This window comes from Leclercia sp. CFBP8987, from assembly GCF_034044995.2.
GTDB lineage: Bacteria > Pseudomonadota > Gammaproteobacteria > Enterobacterales > Enterobacteriaceae > Enterobacter > Enterobacter tamurae.
Genome location: NZ_CM188255.1, coordinates 883989 through 902504 on the forward strand (window position 1 = coordinate 883989; position 18516 = coordinate 902504).

Annotated in this window: 15 protein-coding genes, 3 tRNA genes, 3 rRNA genes and 1 pseudogene; 13 read left to right on the forward strand and 9 right to left on the reverse strand. The window is 53.7% G+C overall.

All coding sequences use genetic code 11. From position 1 onward, the window contains the following. Positions 1-4: 4 nt before the first annotated feature. Both rof and SOM40_RS04115 read right to left on the reverse strand, forming a co-directional pair. A complete protein-coding gene (gene rof / locus SOM40_RS04110) occupies positions 5-265 on the reverse strand; it encodes a Rho-binding antiterminator (RefSeq protein WP_059308693.1) in 261 nt (86 codons plus the stop codon). After that, the gene (locus SOM40_RS04115; RefSeq protein ID WP_039030293.1) at positions 252-452 is read right to left on the reverse strand and encodes a YaeP family protein; all 201 of its coding nucleotides are present in this window, start codon (positions 450-452) and stop codon (positions 252-254) included. Before SOM40_RS04115 ends, rof begins: the two co-directional genes overlap by 14 nt. A 198-nt stretch (positions 453-650) precedes the next feature. Here SOM40_RS04115 and SOM40_RS04120 point away from each other — a divergent pair, with 198 nt between their 5' ends. The 3 genes from SOM40_RS04120 to nlpE all read left to right on the forward strand — a co-directional run bounded on the left by SOM40_RS04120 (position 651) and on the right by nlpE (position 2354). Continuing rightward, positions 651-1196 carry a YaeQ family protein gene (locus SOM40_RS04120; RefSeq protein ID WP_106994314.1) on the forward strand — a complete coding sequence of 182 codons (546 nt, stop codon included), beginning with the start codon at positions 651-653 and terminating at the stop codon, positions 1194-1196. Next, positions 1193-1615: an alternative ribosome rescue aminoacyl-tRNA hydrolase ArfB gene (gene arfB / locus SOM40_RS04125; protein ID WP_106994315.1), complete on the forward strand. Its 423-nt coding sequence runs from the start codon at positions 1193-1195 to the stop codon at positions 1613-1615. The genes SOM40_RS04120 and arfB overlap by 4 nt, the downstream gene beginning before the upstream one ends. 85 nt (positions 1616-1700) lie before the next feature. Further along, positions 1701-2354, forward strand: coding sequence for an envelope stress response activation lipoprotein NlpE (gene nlpE, locus SOM40_RS04130; RefSeq protein WP_501050837.1), 654 nt, complete (start codon positions 1701-1703; stop codon positions 2352-2354). Between the two features lie 40 nt (positions 2355-2394). Here nlpE and proS read toward each other — a convergent pair whose 3' ends face one another. From proS to metN, 6 genes are all read right to left on the reverse strand, one after another. Further along, a complete protein-coding gene (gene proS, locus SOM40_RS04135) occupies positions 2395-4113 on the reverse strand; it encodes a proline--tRNA ligase (protein ID WP_166181639.1) in 1719 nt (572 codons plus the stop codon). Between the two features lie 111 nt (positions 4114-4224). Continuing rightward, a complete protein-coding gene (gene tsaA / locus SOM40_RS04140; RefSeq protein ID WP_225759546.1) occupies positions 4225-4932 on the reverse strand; it encodes a tRNA (N6-threonylcarbamoyladenosine(37)-N6)-methyltransferase TrmO in 708 nt (235 codons plus the stop codon). Next, positions 4929-5333: an envelope stress sensor lipoprotein RcsF gene (rcsF, locus tag SOM40_RS04145; protein WP_106994319.1), complete on the reverse strand. Its 405-nt coding sequence runs from the start codon at positions 5331-5333 to the stop codon at positions 4929-4931. Before rcsF ends, tsaA begins: the two co-directional genes overlap by 4 nt. Before the next feature lie 107 nt (positions 5334-5440). Beyond that, positions 5441-6256, reverse strand: coding sequence for a methionine ABC transporter substrate-binding lipoprotein MetQ (gene metQ, locus SOM40_RS04150; protein ID WP_106994320.1), 816 nt, complete (start codon positions 6254-6256; stop codon positions 5441-5443). A gap of 39 nt (positions 6257-6295) precedes the next feature. Continuing rightward, complete coding sequence (locus SOM40_RS04155) at positions 6296-6949, reverse strand: methionine ABC transporter permease MetI (RefSeq protein WP_106994321.1); 654 nt, start codon at positions 6947-6949, stop codon at positions 6296-6298. Continuing rightward, on the reverse strand, positions 6942-7973 hold the full coding sequence (gene metN, locus SOM40_RS04160; RefSeq protein ID WP_106994322.1) for a methionine ABC transporter ATP-binding protein MetN: 1032 nt from the start codon (positions 7971-7973) through the stop codon (positions 6942-6944). The genes SOM40_RS04155 and metN overlap by 8 nt, the downstream gene beginning before the upstream one ends. A 187-nt stretch (positions 7974-8160) precedes the next feature. Between metN and gmhB the strand changes: the two genes are divergently transcribed. The 8 genes from gmhB to dkgB all read left to right on the forward strand — a co-directional run bounded on the left by gmhB (position 8161) and on the right by dkgB (position 15322). After that, a complete protein-coding gene (gmhB, locus tag SOM40_RS04165; protein WP_166181641.1) occupies positions 8161-8727 on the forward strand; it encodes a D-glycero-beta-D-manno-heptose 1,7-bisphosphate 7-phosphatase in 567 nt (188 codons plus the stop codon). 368 nt (positions 8728-9095) lie between these two features. Beyond that, a 16S ribosomal RNA gene (locus SOM40_RS04170) occupies positions 9096-10635 on the forward strand. A gap of 71 nt (positions 10636-10706) precedes the next feature. Then, positions 10707-10783, forward strand: a tRNA-Ile gene (locus SOM40_RS04175). 48 nt (positions 10784-10831) lie between these two features. After that, positions 10832-10907: transfer RNA gene (locus SOM40_RS04180), tRNA-Ala, on the forward strand. A gap of 197 nt (positions 10908-11104) precedes the next feature. Beyond that, a 23S ribosomal RNA gene (locus tag SOM40_RS04185) occupies positions 11105-14011 on the forward strand. A gap of 96 nt (positions 14012-14107) precedes the next feature. Continuing rightward, positions 14108-14223: ribosomal RNA gene (gene rrf / locus SOM40_RS04190) — 5S ribosomal RNA — on the forward strand. The 16S, 23S and 5S rRNA genes sit together here with 3 tRNA genes alongside, the layout of an rRNA operon. A 55-nt stretch (positions 14224-14278) precedes the next feature. Next, positions 14279-14355, forward strand: a tRNA-Asp gene (locus SOM40_RS04195). Between the two features lie 163 nt (positions 14356-14518). Beyond that, on the forward strand, positions 14519-15322 hold the full coding sequence (gene dkgB, locus SOM40_RS04200) for a 2,5-didehydrogluconate reductase DkgB (RefSeq protein ID WP_106996016.1): 804 nt from the start codon (positions 14519-14521) through the stop codon (positions 15320-15322). Between the two features lies 1 nt (position 15323). On the opposite strand, the pseudogene yafC reads toward dkgB, so the two are convergent. Beyond that, positions 15324-16255 (reverse strand): annotated as a pseudogene (gene yafC / locus SOM40_RS04205) (DNA-binding transcriptional regulator YafC). Positions 16256-16359: 104 nt separating this feature from the next. On the opposite strand from yafC, the gene SOM40_RS04210 reads away from it, so the two are divergent. Both SOM40_RS04210 and SOM40_RS04215 read left to right on the forward strand, forming a co-directional pair. After that, positions 16360-17535 carry an MFS transporter gene (locus SOM40_RS04210; RefSeq protein ID WP_320530584.1) on the forward strand — a complete coding sequence of 392 codons (1176 nt, stop codon included), beginning with the start codon at positions 16360-16362 and terminating at the stop codon, positions 17533-17535. A gap of 138 nt (positions 17536-17673) precedes the next feature. Further along, a complete protein-coding gene (locus SOM40_RS04215; protein ID WP_039032074.1) occupies positions 17674-18474 on the forward strand; it encodes an endonuclease/exonuclease/phosphatase family protein in 801 nt (266 codons plus the stop codon). Positions 18475-18516: the final 42 nt, after the last annotated feature.

The window sequence follows — 18516 nt, forward strand, 5'->3', positions numbered from 1 at the left end:
ATGATCAGGACTCGCTCACCACGACGGTGCCGATTTCGGGATGACTGAAGCTGGCGATTTTATCGAGACGGAGTTCACGCGTTGCGCCGCCATCCTCGACCACCAGGTACTCCACATTTTTACGGGATACCAGATCGTTCGCCTTAGCCTTCAGGACTTCGCCATCTTTTAACGCCAGCGTCAGAACCAGATGATGCTGGCAGGCGAGTTCGAGGTTGTCATAGTCATCGCAATTGATGGGTTGATACGTTTCATTCATTGACATAATCGCTCACCAGTAAATTCGCAGCAGCATATGCTGCTTTTTCTCTGACCGATTCTGAAAGCGTGTCATCCGACGCCATTTCATTCAGAACTTTCAATACACAGCCCAACGCATCAGGGACGTACCCCAGATCGCCGCTGGCAATTTCCGCATACCGTTTGCGAATTAACTCACAATAATTATTCACATCCCCTCCTGCCAGCGCACTGACTTTACTGTGAGATACAATTAAGCCTACGAGCATAAACCCGGTTTAGCAAGGTGACTATACCATACTCATTTAAGCAATATCAGCAGGTTGATGTCGCAGAGATTCGCGAGCCTGTAACAGCCTTTTGGCGGAGATTTCGCTACAATGCGCACCTGATTCGAAAGGAGTTCTCTCATGGCGCTTAAAGCGACAATTTACAAAGCCGCGGTCAATGTGGCGGATTTAGACCGCAATCAGTTTCTGGATGCGACCCTGACGCTGGCGCGTCATCCATCAGAAACGCAGGAGCGCATGATGCTGCGCCTGCTGGCATGGATTAAGTACGCCAACGAGCGGCTGCAGTTTACCCGCGGATTAAGTGCCGAAGACGAGCCGGAAGCCTGGCTGCTCAACGATCATCTGGGCATCGATCTGTGGATCGAACTCGGGCTGCCGGATGAGCGCCGCATTAAGAAAGCCTGCACCCAGTCTGCCGAAGTGGCGCTCTTCACCTATAACAGTCGCGCCGCAGAGATATGGTGGCAGCAGAACAAGAATAAATGCTCACAATTCAATAACCTCTCGGTCTGGTATCTGAATGATGAACAGCTTTCTGCGCTGAGTGCTTTTGCCGGGCGGACCATGATCCTGCAGGCGACGATTCAGGATGGCGCTATCTGGTTATCGGATGCTGAGAATAATCTGGAAATCCATCCTGAAGCCTGGCAGTCCCGCTCATGATTGTTCTGTCCCGAACTGTCACCCTTCCTGATAATGAAGTGGAGATCACCGCGATCCGCGCACAGGGCGCGGGCGGCCAGCATGTGAATAAAACCTCAACGGCCATTCATCTGCGCTTTGACATTCGGGCATCCAGCCTGCCAGAGTACTATAAAGAACGCCTGCTGGCCGCCAGCCATCATCTGATCACCAGCGAAGGGGTGATTATCATCAAGGCTCAGGAGTACCGCAGCCAGGAGATGAACCGGGAGGCGGCGCTGGCCCGGCTGGTGGCGCTGATCCAGGAATTAACGGTAGTACAAAAAAGCCGTCGGGCCACCCGCCCGACCCGCGCCTCGAAAGAGCGCCGGCTGGCTTCGAAATCACAGAAATCGTCCGTTAAGGCGCTGCGTGGCAAAGTCCGACGCCCGCAGGATTAACGGGCGACAGTCGGAATAGGATAAGGAATAGAGAGTGAAAACAGCGATATTTTCAGTGGTGGCAGTAAGCACGCTGTTCGTTTTGATGGGATGTCATAACCGTGCAGAGATGCAGGTCATGGAGCCGACCCATGCCCAGGCCGAAGCGTTAAAACCGATGCAGCAGAGCTGGCGTGGCGTCTTACCCTGCGCCGATTGCGAAGGTATCGAAACCTCGCTGTTTCTGGAGAAAGATGGCACCTGGGTGATGAACCAGCACTACCAGGGCGCCAAAGCACCTTCCTCGTTTGCCAGCTATGGTACCTGGGCCCGTACCGCCGATAAGCTGGTGTTGACGGATACGGCGGGCGAAAAGCGCTATTTCCGCGCCAAAGGCGAAGGGCTGGAGATGCTCGATACACAGGGCAACCCTATAGCGTCGCAGTTTAACTACACGCTGGCACCGGTCACCGCCGCGCTGCCCGCGACACCAATGGCGATGCGCGGCATGTATTTCTATATGGCTGATGCAGCGATCTTCACCGACTGCGCCACCGGCAAAAAGGTGAGCGTGGCGAATAACGCCCAGTTGGAACGGGATTATGCGGCGGCGCGCGGGAATGATACTAAACCGGTACTGCTGACGGTTGACGGCCACTTTACGCTGGAAGCCAACCCGGATAGTGGGGAGAGAGTGAAAACGCTGGTGCCGGACCGGAAGGCCAGGTTTGAAGCGGGTAAGAATTGCGACAGCAAATAGCTGAAATAAAAAACCCCGCCGGAGCGGGGTTTTTTGTGGCTTAGCCCTTGATGGCTTTCACCAGGTAATCAAGCACGTCACCGGTTTTAATCATCTGCTTCTCACCGTTACGACGATATTTATATTCGATCTCGTCGTTGTCGAGGTTGCGATCGCCAATGACCACGGTGTGTGGAATACCGATCAGTTCCATATCGGCAAACATCACGCCCGGACGCTCTTTACGATCGTCCATCAGCACTTCGATACCCTGCGCACGCAGCTCGCTGTAGAGCTTCTCGGCCAGCTCCTGCACGCGGTAGGACTTGTGCATATTCATCGGTAGGATCGCCACCTGGAACGGCGCAATGTTGTCCGGCCAGACGATACCGCGCTCGTCGTGGTTCTGCTCAATCGCCGCAGCCACCACGCGTGTTACCCCGATACCGTAGCAACCCATGGTCAGGATCTGATTACGACCATCTTCGCCCTGCACTGATGCGTTCAGCGCCTGGGAGTACTTGGTGCCCAGCTGGAAGATGTGACCCACTTCGATACCGCGTTTGATCTGCAGCACGCCCTGGCCATCCGGGCTCGGATCGCCTGCGACCACATTACGGATATCGGCCACTTCTGGCATTGCAACATCGCGATCCCAGTTGATGCCAAAGAAGTGCTTACCATCCACGTTAGCACCGGCAGCGAAATCGCTCATCGCCGCAACGGTACGGTCAATCACTACCGGGATCGGCATATTGACCGGGCCGAGGGAACCAGGACCTGCATTCACCACCGCACGGATTTCCGCTTCGGTCGCGAAGGTCAGCGGGCTGGCAACCTGCGGCAGTTTTTCTGCTTTCACTTCGTTCAGCTCGTGATCGCCACGAACCAGCAGGGCAACCAGCGGATAGCTGCTGCCTTCAACCGCTTTCACCAGCAGGGTTTTCACGGTTTTTTCAACCGGCAGATTGAACTGCTCAACCAGCTCGGCGATGGTTTTGGCATTCGGCGTATCAACCTGGGTCATCGCTTCAGTGGCTGCCGCGCGTGGCGCTGTTGGTGCCAGCGCTTCAGCAAACTCGATGTTCGCCGCGTAGTCAGAGGTATCAGAGAAGATCACATCGTCTTCGCCGCTCTGCGCCAGTACCTGGAATTCATGAGATGCGCTACCGCCGATGGAACCGGTATCGGCCTGCACAGCACGGAAATCCAGACCCATACGGGTGAAGATTTTGCTGTACGCGTCGTACATCTTGTCATAGGTCTCTTGAAGAGATTCCTGTGAGGTATGGAAGGAGTACGCATCCTTCATCAGGAACTCGCGGGAGCGCATCACGCCAAAACGTGGACGCACTTCGTCACGGAATTTGGTCTGGATCTGATAGAAGTTCAGCGGCAGCTGCTTGTAAGAGCTCAGCTCGTTACGGATCAGGTCGGTGATCACTTCTTCATGCGTCGGACCCAGAACAAACGGACGCTCGCCGCGGTCAACAAAACGCAGCAGCTCGGGACCGTACTGCTCCCAACGGCCGCTCTCCGCCCACAGGTCAGCGGGCTGAACAACAGGCATGGACACCTCAATGGCACCGGCGTTATCCATCTCTTCACGCACGATGTTCTCGACTTTTCTCAGGACGCGCAGGCCGGTCGGCAACCAGGTATACAACCCGGAGGCCAGCTTACGGATCATCCCGGCGCGCAGCATCAGCTGGTGGCTGATAACTTCGGCGTCGGCAGGTGTCTCCTTCAGTGTGGAGAGCAGGTATTGGCTAGTACGCATGTTGTTACGGTTCCATTTCGACGATTGGAACAGGCTGACCGGCAGCCTGACACAAAAAAAGTGGTTTAGTTTACCAGTGTGGCAATGATGCCAAAAGAGAAGAGAATAAAATTACTGCGGCTCGAGGGCAAACACTTCGAAGCCTGCCGCCGTGACGCGCCAGCGAACATTAAAATCCAGCAGCAGAACGGCGTAGGTTTTCCCGGCCTCTTCTTCTTTGCGATAGGCAGGGCGAGGGTCCTGTGCCAGCACTTCGACGATAAAATCCCGCAGACGAGGGTAGCGTTTTTCAAGCTGGATTAACCGGGGGGCCAGCTCATCGGTAAAGTAGACGGGCATATCTGCCTGCGGTGCCTGCTGGGCATAGCTGGCACGCGCATCCGGTAAGGCTTCGGCAAAGGGCAGGTAGGGTTTGATATCCACCACCGGCGTGCCGTCGACCAGATCCAGACTGCCCAGCTCGAGGATCACCTGATCCTTCTGACAGCGAATGCCTTTCAGCTCAACGAGCGACATGCCGACAGGATTCGGACGGAAGGTCGAGCGCGTGGCAAAGACACCCATCCTGGCGTTACCGCCGAGACGAGGCGGGCGCACGGTCGGTCGCCAGCCGCCTGCCATGGTCTGGTGAAAGATAAACAGTACCCACAGGTGGCTAAAGGCCTCCAGTCCGCGTACGGCATCGGCCTGATTATAAGGCGCGATCAAGTGAAGTTCGCCGCCACCGCTTTTTACCAGCCCGGGCTGGCGGGGGACAGCAAACTTCTCTTTATAGGGCGAGCGGATAACGCCTACCTGCTCGAACTGGAATGCACTCATTTTGCCGAGACGTTAAGGGCAGAACCCACGCAAACGGCCTGGCGGTAGCAGCCTGGCGTGCCGCTGGTCACTTCACAGCTGTGCAGCAGAACCGCATTGGCCTTCATTTTCGAGGCATTGACCTGCATGCGTTTACGCGCAGTTGGGATATTCGGAGGAGAGTCCTGATTGCTGGCCTGGCAAGATTCGCCGGAGACTTCACCCAGATCGCGGAACGGTTTACCCACTAAGGCTTCAGCACTGGTATAGATTCTGACCGGGGCAGGGCGGGGCGCTTTTGGCTTTTCAGGCTCCACTTTAGGCGGGGTTGCTGTGCTTTTAACAGGTTCAACAGGAGATCTGCTTAGCATAGAACAGCCGCTCAGCATCAGTGCTAAAAGACAGATCGGTAAAGCACGCATAATATTTCCTCTATGAATAATCAAATCGTCAGATATTGAATCAGTTGCCTGCATAAATGACAAGACGGGCTTTCGCCCGTCATGAATGATATTACACAAAGGTCAGATTACCAGCCTTTAACTGCGCCGCCGTTAAAGACTTTGTTGGCTTCCTGGTAAACTTCGTCAGACTGGTAAGCCTGTACGAATTTCTTCACGTTTTCCGCGTCTTTGTTGTCTTCGCGGGTAACGATCAGGTTAACGTACGGGGACTCTTTATCTTCAACGAAGATGCCGTCTTTGGCTGGGGTCAGGTTGATCTGGCTGGCGTAAGTGGTGTTGATAACCGCCAGGGCGATCTGCGCATCGTCCAGAGAGCGTGGCAGCTGTGGAGCTTCCAGCTCAACAATTTTCAGATTTTTTGGGTTTTCAGTCACGTCCAGAACGGTCGGCAGCAGGCCAACACCGTCTTTCAGTTTAATCAGACCCACTTTCTGCAGCAGCAGCAGAGAACGGCCAAGGTTGGTTGGGTCGTTCGGGACTGCAACCTGAGAACCGTCCTGCAGCTCCTCTAAAGATTTAATTTTCTTGGAGTAGCCCGCGATTGGGTAAACGAAGGTGTGTCCGGCCGCAACCAGCTTATAGCCACGATCTTTGATCTGCTGATCGAGGTACGGTTTGTGCTGGAAGGCGTTAGCATCGATATCGCCTTTGCTCAGCGCTTCGTTCGGCAGAACGTAATCGTTGAAGGTCACCAGCTCAACGTCGAGGCCATACTTCTCTTTCGCCACTTTGGCTGCCGTCTCTGCAACCTGCTGTTCCGCACCGACGATAACGCCCACTTTGATATGGTTTGGATCTTTTTCATCCTGGCCGCAGCCTACCAGTGCCAGAGAGCCGATCAGCGCGCCTACCGCAGCAAAGGTCTTCAATTTAAACGCCATGTTCTTATCCTTAACTCGTCGAGTTTGTATTGTGTAACGTTATTTGTGCGTAACAGCCCGGACGATGCGATCGCCAGAGAGTTGAATGAGATAAACCAGCACAACCAGCAGGACCAGTACGGTATTCATCACGGTAGCATTGTAGCCAATGTAGCCATACTGATAACCGATCTGACCCAGACCGCCTGCACCTACAGCACCGCCCATCGCTGAGTAACCCACCAGAGTAATCAGCGTGATGGTTGCCGCATTGACCAGACCCGGCAGGGCTTCTGGCAGTAAGATTTTGCGAACGATCTGCATGGGCGTTGCACCCATGGCGCGTGACGCTTCAATCAGACCCGACGGGATCTCTAACAGCGCGTTCTCGACCATACGGGCGATAAACGGAGCAGCGCCTACGGTCAGGGGAACAATCGCCGCCTGCAGACCGATGGAGGTCCCCACAATAACGCGGGTGAAGGGAATCATCCACACCAGCAGAATAATGAAGGGAATCGAACGGAAGATGTTCACCAGCGCAGAGAGCGTGCGATACAGTTTTGCGTTCTCAATAATTTGCCCCGGACGGGTAACATACAGCAGGACGCCCACCGGCAGACCAATCACAAAACCGAAAAAGCCGGATACGAAGGTCATCGCCAGCGTTTCCCATACGCCGCGTACCAGCAACCACATCATTGGCTCAGACATAACCCAGTACCTCTACTTTTACATGATGCTCTTGCAGCCAGGCGATAGCAGCCTGCGTATCCTGCTGCGTGCCGTGCATTTCGGTCAGCATGATGCCGAACTTCACGCCACCGGCGTAATCCATCTGCGCACTAATAATGTTGTTGTTCACGTTGAAACGACGGGCGGTTTCAGACAGCAGCGGAGCATCCACTGATTTGCCGGTAAACTCCATTCGCAGCATCGGAACGCTGTCGGCTTCCGGCTGCGTTTTCAGACGCGCCAGATAATCTTCCGGAATGTCCAGATGCAGGGTGGCCTGGATAAACTGTTGCGCCAGCGGGGTTTTAGGATGCGAGAACACTTCGCTGACGGAGTCTTGTTCAATCAGTTCACCGTTGCTGATCACCGCGACGCAATCGCAGATGCGTTTAACCACGTCCATCTCGTGCGTAATAAGGAGGATGGTCAGCCCCAGGCGACGGTTAATGTCTTTCAGCAGTTCCAGAATTGAGCGGGTGGTTGCAGGATCCAGAGCGCTGGTGGCTTCGTCACAGAGCAACACTTTTGGGTTGCTTGCCAGCGCACGCGCAATGGCCACGCGCTGTTTCTGGCCGCCGGATAAGTTTGCCGGGTAGATATCATGCTTATCGCTCAGGCCAACCAGATCCAGCAACTCGGTGACGCGACGTTTGATTTCGTCTTTTGGCGTATTGTCCAGCTCCAGCGGCAGGGCGACGTTGCCAAACACGGTGCGTGAAGAGAGCAGGTTAAAGTGCTGGAAGATCATGCCAATCTGGCGGCGCGCTTTGGTTAAATCCGTTTCGGAAAGGGTTGTCAGCTCCTGGCCGTCAACCTGTACCTGACCTTGAGTCGGGCGTTCGAGCAGGTTAACGCAACGGATGAGCGTACTTTTACCTGCACCGGAGGCGCCAATGACGCCATAAATTTGTCCAGCCGGAACATGCAGGCTAACGTTGTTCAACGCCTGAATGGTTCGGTTCCCTTGCTGGAACACTTTGGTGATATTCGAAAGTTTAATCATTAGATTATTTTTATCGTATGTAAGTTAGCCGTGGCATTTTCTGCTGCCTTGTACGGGCGATGACCGTCAACAAAACGGATGTTAAGGCATCCAGACGTCTAAATCAATCCAACTCTGCGCGATGAGCACTTTATTGCTCGGTGATTCATGAGATACTAGCCGGACATCCCTTTTCAGGAGCAAACCGGTGGCAAAATCAGTACCCGCAATTTTTCTCGATCGTGATGGCACGATTAATGTCGATCATGGCTACGTGCATGAGATAGACGAATTTGAATTCATCGATGGCGTTATCGATGCCATGCGTGAATTAAAAGAGATGGGTTTTGCGCTGGTGGTAGTAACCAACCAGTCAGGCATCGCGCGCGGTAAATTCACTGAAGCACAGTTTGAGACATTAACCGAATGGATGGACTGGTCACTGGCCGATCGTGGCGTTGACCTGGACGGCATCTATTATTGTCCTCATCACCCGCAGGGAACCGTAGAAGAGTATCGTCAGACCTGTGATTGCCGTAAACCGCATCCGGGCATGCTCATCTCGGCACAAGAGTTCCTTCATATAGATATGAGTGCTTCATATATGGTGGGCGACAAACTGGAAGATATGCAGGCAGCTGCCGCGGCAGGTATAGGCCATAAAATTCTGGTGCGTACTGGTAAACCCGTCACGCCAGAAGCAGAAAATGCAGCGGATTGGGTGATTAATAGCCTGGCGGCGCTGCCGGAAACCATCAAAAAGCAGCAAAAATAGACGTTGTGGCGAAAAGGTGAGCGGTTGAAATAAAATTGTCGTTTTCCGCTTGTCACTGCCAGAGAACTCCCTATAATGCGCCTCCATCGACACGGCAGATGTGAATCACTTCACACAAACAGCCGGGTCGGTTGAAGAGAAAAGCGAAAATAAACGCTTGACTCTGAAAGAGGAAAGCGTAATATACGCCACCTCGCAACGGTGAGCGAAAGCCGCGTTGCACTGCTCTTTAACAATTTATCAGACAATCTGTGTGGGCACTCAAAGTGACATGGATTCTTAATGTCTTCGGACACTAAATGAATACCAAAGTCTCTGAGTGAACATACGTAATTCATTACGAAGTTTAATTCACGAGCATCAAACTTAAATTGAAGAGTTTGATCATGGCTCAGATTGAACGCTGGCGGCAGGCCTAACACATGCAAGTCGAACGGTAGCACAGAGAGCTTGCTCTCGGGTGACGAGTGGCGGACGGGTGAGTAATGTCTGGGAAACTGCCTGATGGAGGGGGATAACTACTGGAAACGGTAGCTAATACCGCATAACGTCGCAAGACCAAAGAGGGGGACCTTCGGGCCTCTTGCCATCAGATGTGCCCAGATGGGATTAGCTAGTAGGTGGGGTAATGGCTCACCTAGGCGACGATCCCTAGCTGGTCTGAGAGGATGACCAGCCACACTGGAACTGAGACACGGTCCAGACTCCTACGGGAGGCAGCAGTGGGGAATATTGCACAATGGGCGCAAGCCTGATGCAGCCATGCCGCGTGTATGAAGAAGGCCTTCGGGTTGTAAAGTACTTTCAGCGAGGAGGAAGGCATTAAGGTTAATAACCTTGGTGATTGACGTTACTCGCAGAAGAAGCACCGGCTAACTCCGTGCCAGCAGCCGCGGTAATACGGAGGGTGCAAGCGTTAATCGGAATTACTGGGCGTAAAGCGCACGCAGGCGGTCTGTCAAGTCGGATGTGAAATCCCCGGGCTCAACCTGGGAACTGCATTCGAAACTGGCAGGCTAGAGTCTTGTAGAGGGGGGTAGAATTCCAGGTGTAGCGGTGAAATGCGTAGAGATCTGGAGGAATACCGGTGGCGAAGGCGGCCCCCTGGACAAAGACTGACGCTCAGGTGCGAAAGCGTGGGGAGCAAACAGGATTAGATACCCTGGTAGTCCACGCCGTAAACGATGTCGACTTGGAGGTTGTTCCCTTGAGGAGTGGCTTCCGGAGCTAACGCGTTAAGTCGACCGCCTGGGGAGTACGGCCGCAAGGTTAAAACTCAAATGAATTGACGGGGGCCCGCACAAGCGGTGGAGCATGTGGTTTAATTCGATGCAACGCGAAGAACCTTACCTACTCTTGACATCCAGAGAACTTAGCAGAGATGCTTTGGTGCCTTCGGGAACTCTGAGACAGGTGCTGCATGGCTGTCGTCAGCTCGTGTTGTGAAATGTTGGGTTAAGTCCCGCAACGAGCGCAACCCTTATCCTTTGTTGCCAGCGGTTAGGCCGGGAACTCAAAGGAGACTGCCAGTGATAAACTGGAGGAAGGTGGGGATGACGTCAAGTCATCATGGCCCTTACGAGTAGGGCTACACACGTGCTACAATGGCGCATACAAAGAGAAGCGACCTCGCGAGAGCAAGCGGACCTCATAAAGTGCGTCGTAGTCCGGATTGGAGTCTGCAACTCGACTCCATGAAGTCGGAATCGCTAGTAATCGTAGATCAGAATGCTACGGTGAATACGTTCCCGGGCCTTGTACACACCGCCCGTCACACCATGGGAGTGGGTTGCAAAAGAAGTAGGTAGCTTAACCTTCGGGAGGGCGCTTACCACTTTGTGATTCATGACTGGGGTGAAGTCGTAACAAGGTAACCGTAGGGGAACCTGCGGTTGGATCACCTCCTTACCTTAAAGAACCTGCCTTTGCAGTGCTCACACAGATTGTCTGATGAAAAGTAAGCAGTAAAAAATCTCTGCAGGCTTGTAGCTCAGGTGGTTAGAGCGCACCCCTGATAAGGGTGAGGTCGGTGGTTCAAGTCCACTCAGGCCTACCAAACTCCTTCTTGTAAGGATGAGCGGTACAGAGATTAGCATTTTGCGATGGGGTTATAGCTCAGCTGGGAGAGCGCCTGCCTTGCACGCAGGAGGTCTGCGGTTCGATCCCGCATAGCTCCACCATCCTTTACTGCGACAACACAAAAACTTCAGAGTGTACCTGCGAAGGTGCGCTGCGAAGTTTTGCTCTTTAAAAATCTGGATCAAGCTGAAAATTGAAACGACACACTGTGTCTGCTCTCCGTAATAAGAGCAGATGGTAGGTGTGTTCGAGTCTCTCAAATTTTCGCAATCAGAAGTGAAACAGCTTCGGGTTGTGAGGTTAAGCGACTAAGCGTACACGGTGGATGCCTAGGCAGTCAGAGGCGATGAAGGACGTGCTAATCTGCGATAAGCGTCGGTAAGGTGATATGAACCGTTATAGCCGACGATTTCCGAATGGGGAAACCCAGTGTGATTCGTCACACTATCGTTAAGTGAATACATAGCTTAACGAAGCGAACCAGGGGAACTGAAACATCTAAGTACCCTGAGGAAAAGAAATCAACCGAGATTCCCCCAGTAGCGGCGAGCGAACGGGGAGCAGCCCAGAGTCTGAATCAGCATGTGTGTCAGTGGAAGCGTCTGGAAAGTCGCAGGGTACAGGGTGATACTCCCGTACACGAAGATACACTTGCTGTGAACTCGAAGAGTAGGGCGGGACACGTGGTATCCTGTCTGAATATGGGGGGACCATCCTCCAAGGCTAAATACTCCTGACTGACCGATAGTGAACCAGTACCGTGAGGGAAAGGCGAAAAGAACCCCGGCGAGGGGAGTGAAAAAGAACCTGAAACCGTGTACGTACAAGCAGTGGGAGCCTGATTCGTCAGGTGACTGCGTACCTTTTGTATAATGGGTCAGCGACTTATATTCTGTAGCAAGGTTAACCGTATAGGGGAGCCGAAGGGAAACCGAGTCTTAACTGGGCGTTAAGTTGCAGGGTATAGACCCGAAACCCGGTGATCTAGCCATGGGCAGGTTGAAGGTTGGGTAACACTAACTGGAGGACCGAACCGACTAATGTTGAAAAATTAGCGGATGACTTGTGGCTGGGGGTGAAAGGCCAATCAAACCGGGAGATAGCTGGTTCTCCCCGAAAGCTATTTAGGTAGCGCCTCGTGAATTCATCTCCGGGGGTAGAGCACTGTTTCGGCTAGGGGGCCATCCCGGCTTACCAACCCGATGCAAACTGCGAATACCGGAGAATGTTATCACGGGAGACACACGGCGGGTGCTAACGTCCGTCGTGAAGAGGGAAACAACCCAGACCGCCAGCTAAGGTCCCAAAGTCATGGTTAAGTGGGAAACGATGTGGGAAGGCACAGACAGCCAGGATGTTGGCTTAGAAGCAGCCATCATTTAAAGAAAGCGTAATAGCTCACTGGTCGAGTCGGCCTGCGCGGAAGATGTAACGGGGCTAAACCATGCACCGAAGCTGCGGCAGCGACACTATGTGTTGTTGGGTAGGGGAGCGTTCTGTAAGCCGTTGAAGGTGGACTGTGAGGTCTGCTGGAGGTATCAGAAGTGCGAATGCTGACATAAGTAACGATAAAGCGGGTGAAAAACCCGCTCGCCGGAAGACCAAGGGTTCCTGTCCAACGTTAATCGGGGCAGGGTGAGTCGACCCCTAAGGCGAGGCCGAAAGGCGTAGTCGATGGGAAACAGGTTAATATTCCTGTACTCGGTGTTACTGCGAAGGGGGGACGGAGAAGGCTATGTTGGCCGGGCGACGGTTGTCCCGGTTTAAGCATGTAGGCGGAGGTTCCAGGTAAATCCGGAACCTTACTAACGCTGAGGTGTGATGACGAGGCACTACGGTGCTGAAGCAACAAATGCCCTGCTTCCAGGAAAAGCCTCTAAGCATCAGGTAACATCAAATCGTACCCCAAACCGACACAGGTGGTCAGGTAGAGAATACCAAGGCGCTTGAGAGAACTCGGGTGAAGGAACTAGGCAAAATGGTGCCGTAACTTCGGGAGAAGGCACGCTGATGGTAAGTGAAGCGACTTGCTCGTGGAGCTGAAATCAGTCGAAGATACCAGCTGGCTGCAACTGTTTATTAAAAACACAGCACTGTGCAAACACGAAAGTGGACGTATACGGTGTGACGCCTGCCCGGTGCCGGAAGGTTAATTGATGGGGTTAGCGGCAACGCGAAGCTCTTGATCGAAGCCCCGGTAAACGGCGGCCGTAACTATAACGGTCCTAAGGTAGCGAAATTCCTTGTCGGGTAAGTTCCGACCTGCACGAATGGCGTAATGATGGCCAGGCTGTCTCCACCCGAGACTCAGTGAAATTGAAATCGCTGTGAAGATGCAGTGTACCCGCGGCAAGACGGAAAGACCCCGTGAACCTTTACTATAGCTTGACACTGAACACTGGTCCTTGATGTGTAGGATAGGTGGGAGGCTTTGAAGCGTGGACGCCAGTCTGCGTGGAGCCAACCTTGAAATACCACCCTTTAATGGCTGGTGTTCTAACGTGGACCCGTAATCCGGGTTGCGGACAGTGTCTGGTGGGTAGTTTGACTGGGGCGGTCTCCTCCTAAAGAGTAACGGAGGAGCACGAAGGTTAGCTAATCCTGGTCGGACATCAGGAGGTTAGTGCAATGGCATAAGCTAGCTTGACTGCGAGAGTGACGGCTCGAGCAGGTGCGAAAGCAGGTCATAGTGATCCGGTGGTTCTGTATGGAAGGGCCATCGCTCAACGGATAAAAGGTACTCCGGGGATAACAGGCTGATACCGCCCAAGAGTTCATATCGACGGCGGTGTTTGGCACCTCGATGTCGGCTCATCACATCCTGGGGCTGAAGTAGGTCCCAAGGGTACGGCTGTTCGCCGTTTAAAGTGGTACGCGAGCTGGGTTTAGAACGTCGTGAGACAGTTCGGTCCCTATCTGCCGTGGGCGCTGGAGAATTGAGGGGGGCTGCTCCTAGTACGAGAGGACCGGAGTGGACGCATCACTGGTGTTCGGGTTGTCATGCCAATGGCACTGCCCGGTAGCTAAATGCGGAAAAGATAAGTGCTGAAAGCATCTAAGCACGAAACTTGCCCCGAGATGAGTTCTCCCTGACCCTTTAAGGGTCCTGAAGGAACGTTGAAGACGACGACGTTGATAGGTCGGGTGTGTAAGCGCAGCGATGCGTTGAGCTAACCGATACTAATGAACCGTGAGGCTTAACCTTACAACGCCGAAGCTGTTTCGGCGGATTTGAAAGACGATTTTCAGCTGATTACAGATTACTCATCACGCCTGAGGGCGGGGTGAACAACAGAATTTGCCTGGCGGCTGTAGCGCGGTGGTCCCACCTGACCCCATGCCGAACTCAGAAGTGAAACGCCGTAGCGCCGATGGTAGTGTGGGGTCTCCCCATGCGAGAGTAGGGAACTGCCAGGCATCAAATTACGTAGTGAACCGGGGCGTTAATCCGGTGGTTACAGAAGTATTCGGTGGAGCGGTAGTTCAGTCGGTTAGAATACCTGCCTGTCACGCAGGGGGTCGCGGGTTCGAGTCCCGTCCGTTCCGCCACCTATTGGAAGCCCTGAGCTAACGCTCAGGGCTTTTTTCTTACCTGTCGTTTGATTATTGCTATAAACGCAAAAATCCTCTGCTTAATACGCTCTTTTTTCACATAGCCTCAGCAGTAATAATCCTCTTTATTAACAAACATGATGAAGAAAAGAGGAATTCAATGACTATCCCTGCATTTGGTCTCGGCACTTTCCGCCTTAAAGACGACGTTGTCATCGCATCCGTTAAAACTGCCCTCGAACTGGGCTATCGCGCGGTTGATACCGCGCAGATCTATGATAACGAAGCTGCGGTCGGCCAGGCCATCGAAGAGAGCGGCGTGCCGCGCGACGAACTTTTTATCACCACCAAAATCTGGATTGAGAACCTCAGCAAAGAGAAATTAATTCCAAGCCTGAAAGAGAGCCTGAAAAAGCTGCGCACCGATTATGTCGATCTGACCTTGATCCACTGGCCATCGCCAAACGACACCGTGTCAGTTGAAGAGTTTATGCAGGCGTTGCTGGAAGCTAAATCCCAGGGGCTGACGCGTGAGATTGGGATTTCTAACTTCACTATCCCGTTGATGGAAAAGGCGATTGCGGCTGTTGGCGCAGAAAATATCGCGACCAATCAGATCGAACTTTCCCCTTATCTGCAGAACCGTCAGGTAGTGGAGTGGGCGCAGCAGCACGACATACATATCACCTCTTATATGACGCTGGCTTACGGCAAAGCGCTAAAAGATGAAACCATTCTGCGTATCGCTGCCAAACATAACGCCACTGCCGCGCAGGTTATCCTGGCGTGGGCGATGGGGGAGGGATATGCGGTGATCCCTTCTTCAACCAAACGTGAAAACCTGGCGAGCAACCTGCTGGCACAGGATCTGACGCTGGATCAGGATGATAAAAAAGCGATTGCGGCACTGGATTGCAACGATCGCCTGGTGAGCCCGGAAGGGCTGGCGCCGAACTGGGATTAATTTAACCCTGCCTCTGTACCCAAAACCCTCTTACAGCTCCTTCGGGAGCTGTTTTACATGCTCGCTCAGAAAGTCGATAAAGGCCCTGATGCGGGTACTTACCGCTCTGTCACTGTAATAGACCGCGCTGAAGGGCATCTCAACCGGCAGGCGCTTATCCGCCATCAGCTCCACCAACTCCCCCCTGGCAATCTCTTTATCAATCATATAATCCGAAAGACAGGCAATCCCGTTCCCTTCAAGGCATAACTGCTTGAGCGTCTCGCCGCTGTTCGAGGATAACCCGCTCACCACTTCATGAAGCTGGCCGTCCCGGCAGGCAAGGGGCCAGGTGTTAAGGGAAACCGGCTCCGTAAAGCCCAGGCACAGATGCTGCTTGAGCTCCTCAATCGTCTCAGGCTTGCCGAAACGGGCAATATAGGCCGGAGAGGCGATGATTTTGCGATAACTGGTGAACAGCGGGCGTGCCCGCAGACTGGAGTCGGTCAGCGTCCCGGCGCGGATCGCCACATCCACCTTGCGCTCAATCAGGTTAATAAAGGTTTCTGATGAGACCAGAGACAGCGACATTTCCGGATAACGCTCGCGGAAAGGTTTAATTAAAGGCATCAGAAAATGGAGCACCACGGGGGTGGCGGCGTCGATACGCAACAGGCCGCGCGGCGTGCTCCGGGTTTCCATAATCTCTGTTTCTGCCGCCGCCATCTCCTGCAGGATAGACTGCACGCGACGGAAATAACGTTCGCCTTCTTCTGTCAGGCTTAGCTGGCGGGTCGTCCGGTTCAGAAGGCTGACGCCCAGCTTCATCTCCAGCTTTTTTACCGACCGACTGACGGCTGAATTGGCCTGACCGAGCTGTTCGGCGGCGCGGCTAAAGCTGCCGCTCTCAACGACGGCGACAAAGATCGCCAGTTCCTCAGAGGTTGCTTTCATTGTTGCTTAATCCGCAAAATTGTATTGATACTTTGAGCATTTTTGTTATTTAAACACTGGCGCATACTCCGTGTCATCTTAATCCTGATGAGACGGAGTTTTATATGCCTCTGGCGCTACTTGCCCTGACGATCAGTGCCTTTGCAATCGGCACTACCGAATTTGTTATTGTAGGTCTGGTTCCAACAATTGCAGACCAGCTTGCCATCTCCCTGCCTTCTGCGGGTCTGCTGGTTTCCATCTATGCCCTGGGCGTGGCGATCGGCGCGCCGGTGCTGACTGCCCTTACAGGCCGTCTGCCGCGTAAACAACTGCTGATGGCGTTGATGGTACTTTTCACCGCCGGCAATATTCTTGCCTGGCAGGCACCTGATTACACCACCCTGGTGATTGCCCGTCTGCTGACCGGCCTTGCCCATGGGGTCTTCTTCTCCATCGGCTCGACCATCGCGACAAGCCTGGTGCCTAAAGAGAAAGCAGCCTCTGCCATTGCCATCATGTTTGGTGGTTTAACCGTGGCGCTGGTTACCGGTGTCCCATTGGGCACCTTTATCGGACAGCATTTTGGCTGGCGTGAAACGTTTCTTGCGGTCTCGCTGCTGGGGGTGATCGCTTTGATCAGCAGTCTGATACTGATCCCGTCGAACATTCCGGGTCGTGCGGCAGCAACGCTGCGCGATCAGGTGAAGGTACTGACCCATCCTCGCCTGCTGATGATCTACGCCATTACGGCGCTGGGTTACGGCGGCGTGTTTACCGCCTTTACCTTCCTGGCACCCATGATGCAGGATCTGGCCGGATTCTCACCGAGCGCAGTCAGTTGGATCCTGCTCGGCTATGGAGTGTCGGTGGCGATCGGCAACATCTGGGGCGGCAAGCTGGCAGATAAGCACGGCGCCGTTCCGGCACTAAAAATTATCTTTGCCGCACTGGTTGTCTTGCTGATGGTCTTCCAGTTTACCGCCTCGATGCAATATGCCGCGCTGGCGACGGTACTGGTGATGGGGATCTTCGCCTTCGGCAACGTACCGGGCCTGCAGGTCTACGTGGTACAGAAAGCCGAGCTCTATACCCCTAATGCCGTGGATGTCGCCTCTGGTTTGAACATCGCCGCTTTCAACGTGGGCATTGCGCTGGGGTCTATTATTGGCGGGCAGACCGTAGAGCACTTTGGTCTGGCACAAACGCCATGGATTGGGGCGGTAATTGTACTCGCGGCATTGATGCTGATTGGCCTGAGCGGTCGCCTGGATAAGACCCCTCGTGTTGTGATGGAATAAGTTGGTGTAAGCACTTGCTAACAAAACCAAACAGCGGTTTATCAGTAATTGCGTTGAAAGTGTGAGCTTAAAACCCTATAACATTAGAACCCGCTCCTGTTTCTGGACGGGTTCTGTCTATAGAGGTCGTTTCACATCGTGCGAAAAAATACCTATGCCATGCGTTATGTTGCCGGACAACCTGCGGAGAGAATTTTGCCTCCGGGGTCGTTTGCGAGCATTGGCCAGGCGTTGCCCGCGGGCGCACCTTTAAGCAGTGATGAAAAAATCCGGGTGCTGGTGTGGAATATCTTCAAACAGCAGCGCGCCGAATGGTTATCCGTTCTGCAAAACTTTGGTAAAGATGCGCACCTGGTGCTGTTGCAGGAGGCGCAAACCACACCAGAGCTGGTCAGGTTTGCGACCACTAACTATCTTGCTGCTGACCAGGTACCGGCATTTGTCCTGCCTCAGCATCCGTCAGGCGTGATGACGCTCTCTGCCGCCCATCCTGTTTATTGCTGCCCGCTGCGGGAACGAGAACCGCTCCTGCGCCTGGCAAAATCTGCCCTGGTCACCGTCTACCCACTGCCGGATACCCGTCTGCTGATGGTGGTGAATATCCATGCGGTTAATTTCAGTCTCGGCGTTGACGTCTACAGCAAACAGTTGCTGCCTATTGGCGATCAGATCGCGCATCACAGCGGTCCGGTGGTAATGGCCGGTGATTTCAATGCCTGGAGCCGCCCGCGGATGAATGCGCTTTATCGCTTCGCGCGTGAGATGTCGCTGCGCGAAGTACGCTTTACTGATGACCAACGTCGCAAGGCGTTTGGCCGCCCGCTCGATTTTGTCTTCTATCGTGGTCTGAACGTCAGTGAAGCCTCAGTGCTGGTGACGCGCGCATCCGATCACAATCCGCTACTCGTCGAATTCAGTCCCGGCAAGCCTGAGAGATAGAGGTATGTCAGGTCTGCCGTGGGGCAGGCCTGTGCGGGTGCT

Excerpts from the sequence above, each read along its gene's own strand:
- SOM40_RS04155 (WP_106994321.1), bottom strand. The coding sequence starts at position 6,949 with ATGTCTGAGCCAATGATGTGGTTGCTGGTACGCGGCGTATGGGAAACG.
- arfB (WP_106994315.1), top strand. The coding sequence starts at position 1,193 with ATGATTGTTCTGTCCCGAACTGTCACCCTTCCTGATAATGAAGTGGAG.
- SOM40_RS04120 (WP_106994314.1), top strand. The coding sequence starts at position 651 with ATGGCGCTTAAAGCGACAATTTACAAAGCCGCGGTCAATGTGGCGGAT.
- rof (WP_059308693.1), bottom strand. The coding sequence starts at position 265 with ATGTCAATGAATGAAACGTATCAACCCATCAATTGCGATGACTATGAC.
- SOM40_RS04210 (WP_320530584.1), top strand. The coding sequence starts at position 16,360 with ATGCCTCTGGCGCTACTTGCCCTGACGATCAGTGCCTTTGCAATCGGC.
- metN (WP_106994322.1), bottom strand. The coding sequence starts at position 7,973 with ATGATTAAACTTTCGAATATCACCAAAGTGTTCCAGCAAGGGAACCGA.
- rcsF (WP_106994319.1), bottom strand. The coding sequence starts at position 5,333 with ATGCGTGCTTTACCGATCTGTCTTTTAGCACTGATGCTGAGCGGCTGT.
- tsaA (WP_225759546.1), bottom strand. The coding sequence starts at position 4,932 with ATGAGTGCATTCCAGTTCGAGCAGGTAGGCGTTATCCGCTCGCCCTAT.
- proS (WP_166181639.1), bottom strand. The coding sequence starts at position 4,113 with ATGCGTACTAGCCAATACCTGCTCTCCACACTGAAGGAGACACCTGCC.
- dkgB (WP_106996016.1), top strand. The coding sequence starts at position 14,519 with ATGACTATCCCTGCATTTGGTCTCGGCACTTTCCGCCTTAAAGACGAC.
- metQ (WP_106994320.1), bottom strand. The coding sequence starts at position 6,256 with ATGGCGTTTAAATTGAAGACCTTTGCTGCGGTAGGCGCGCTGATCGGC.
- nlpE (WP_501050837.1), top strand. The coding sequence starts at position 1,701 with ATGGGATGTCATAACCGTGCAGAGATGCAGGTCATGGAGCCGACCCAT.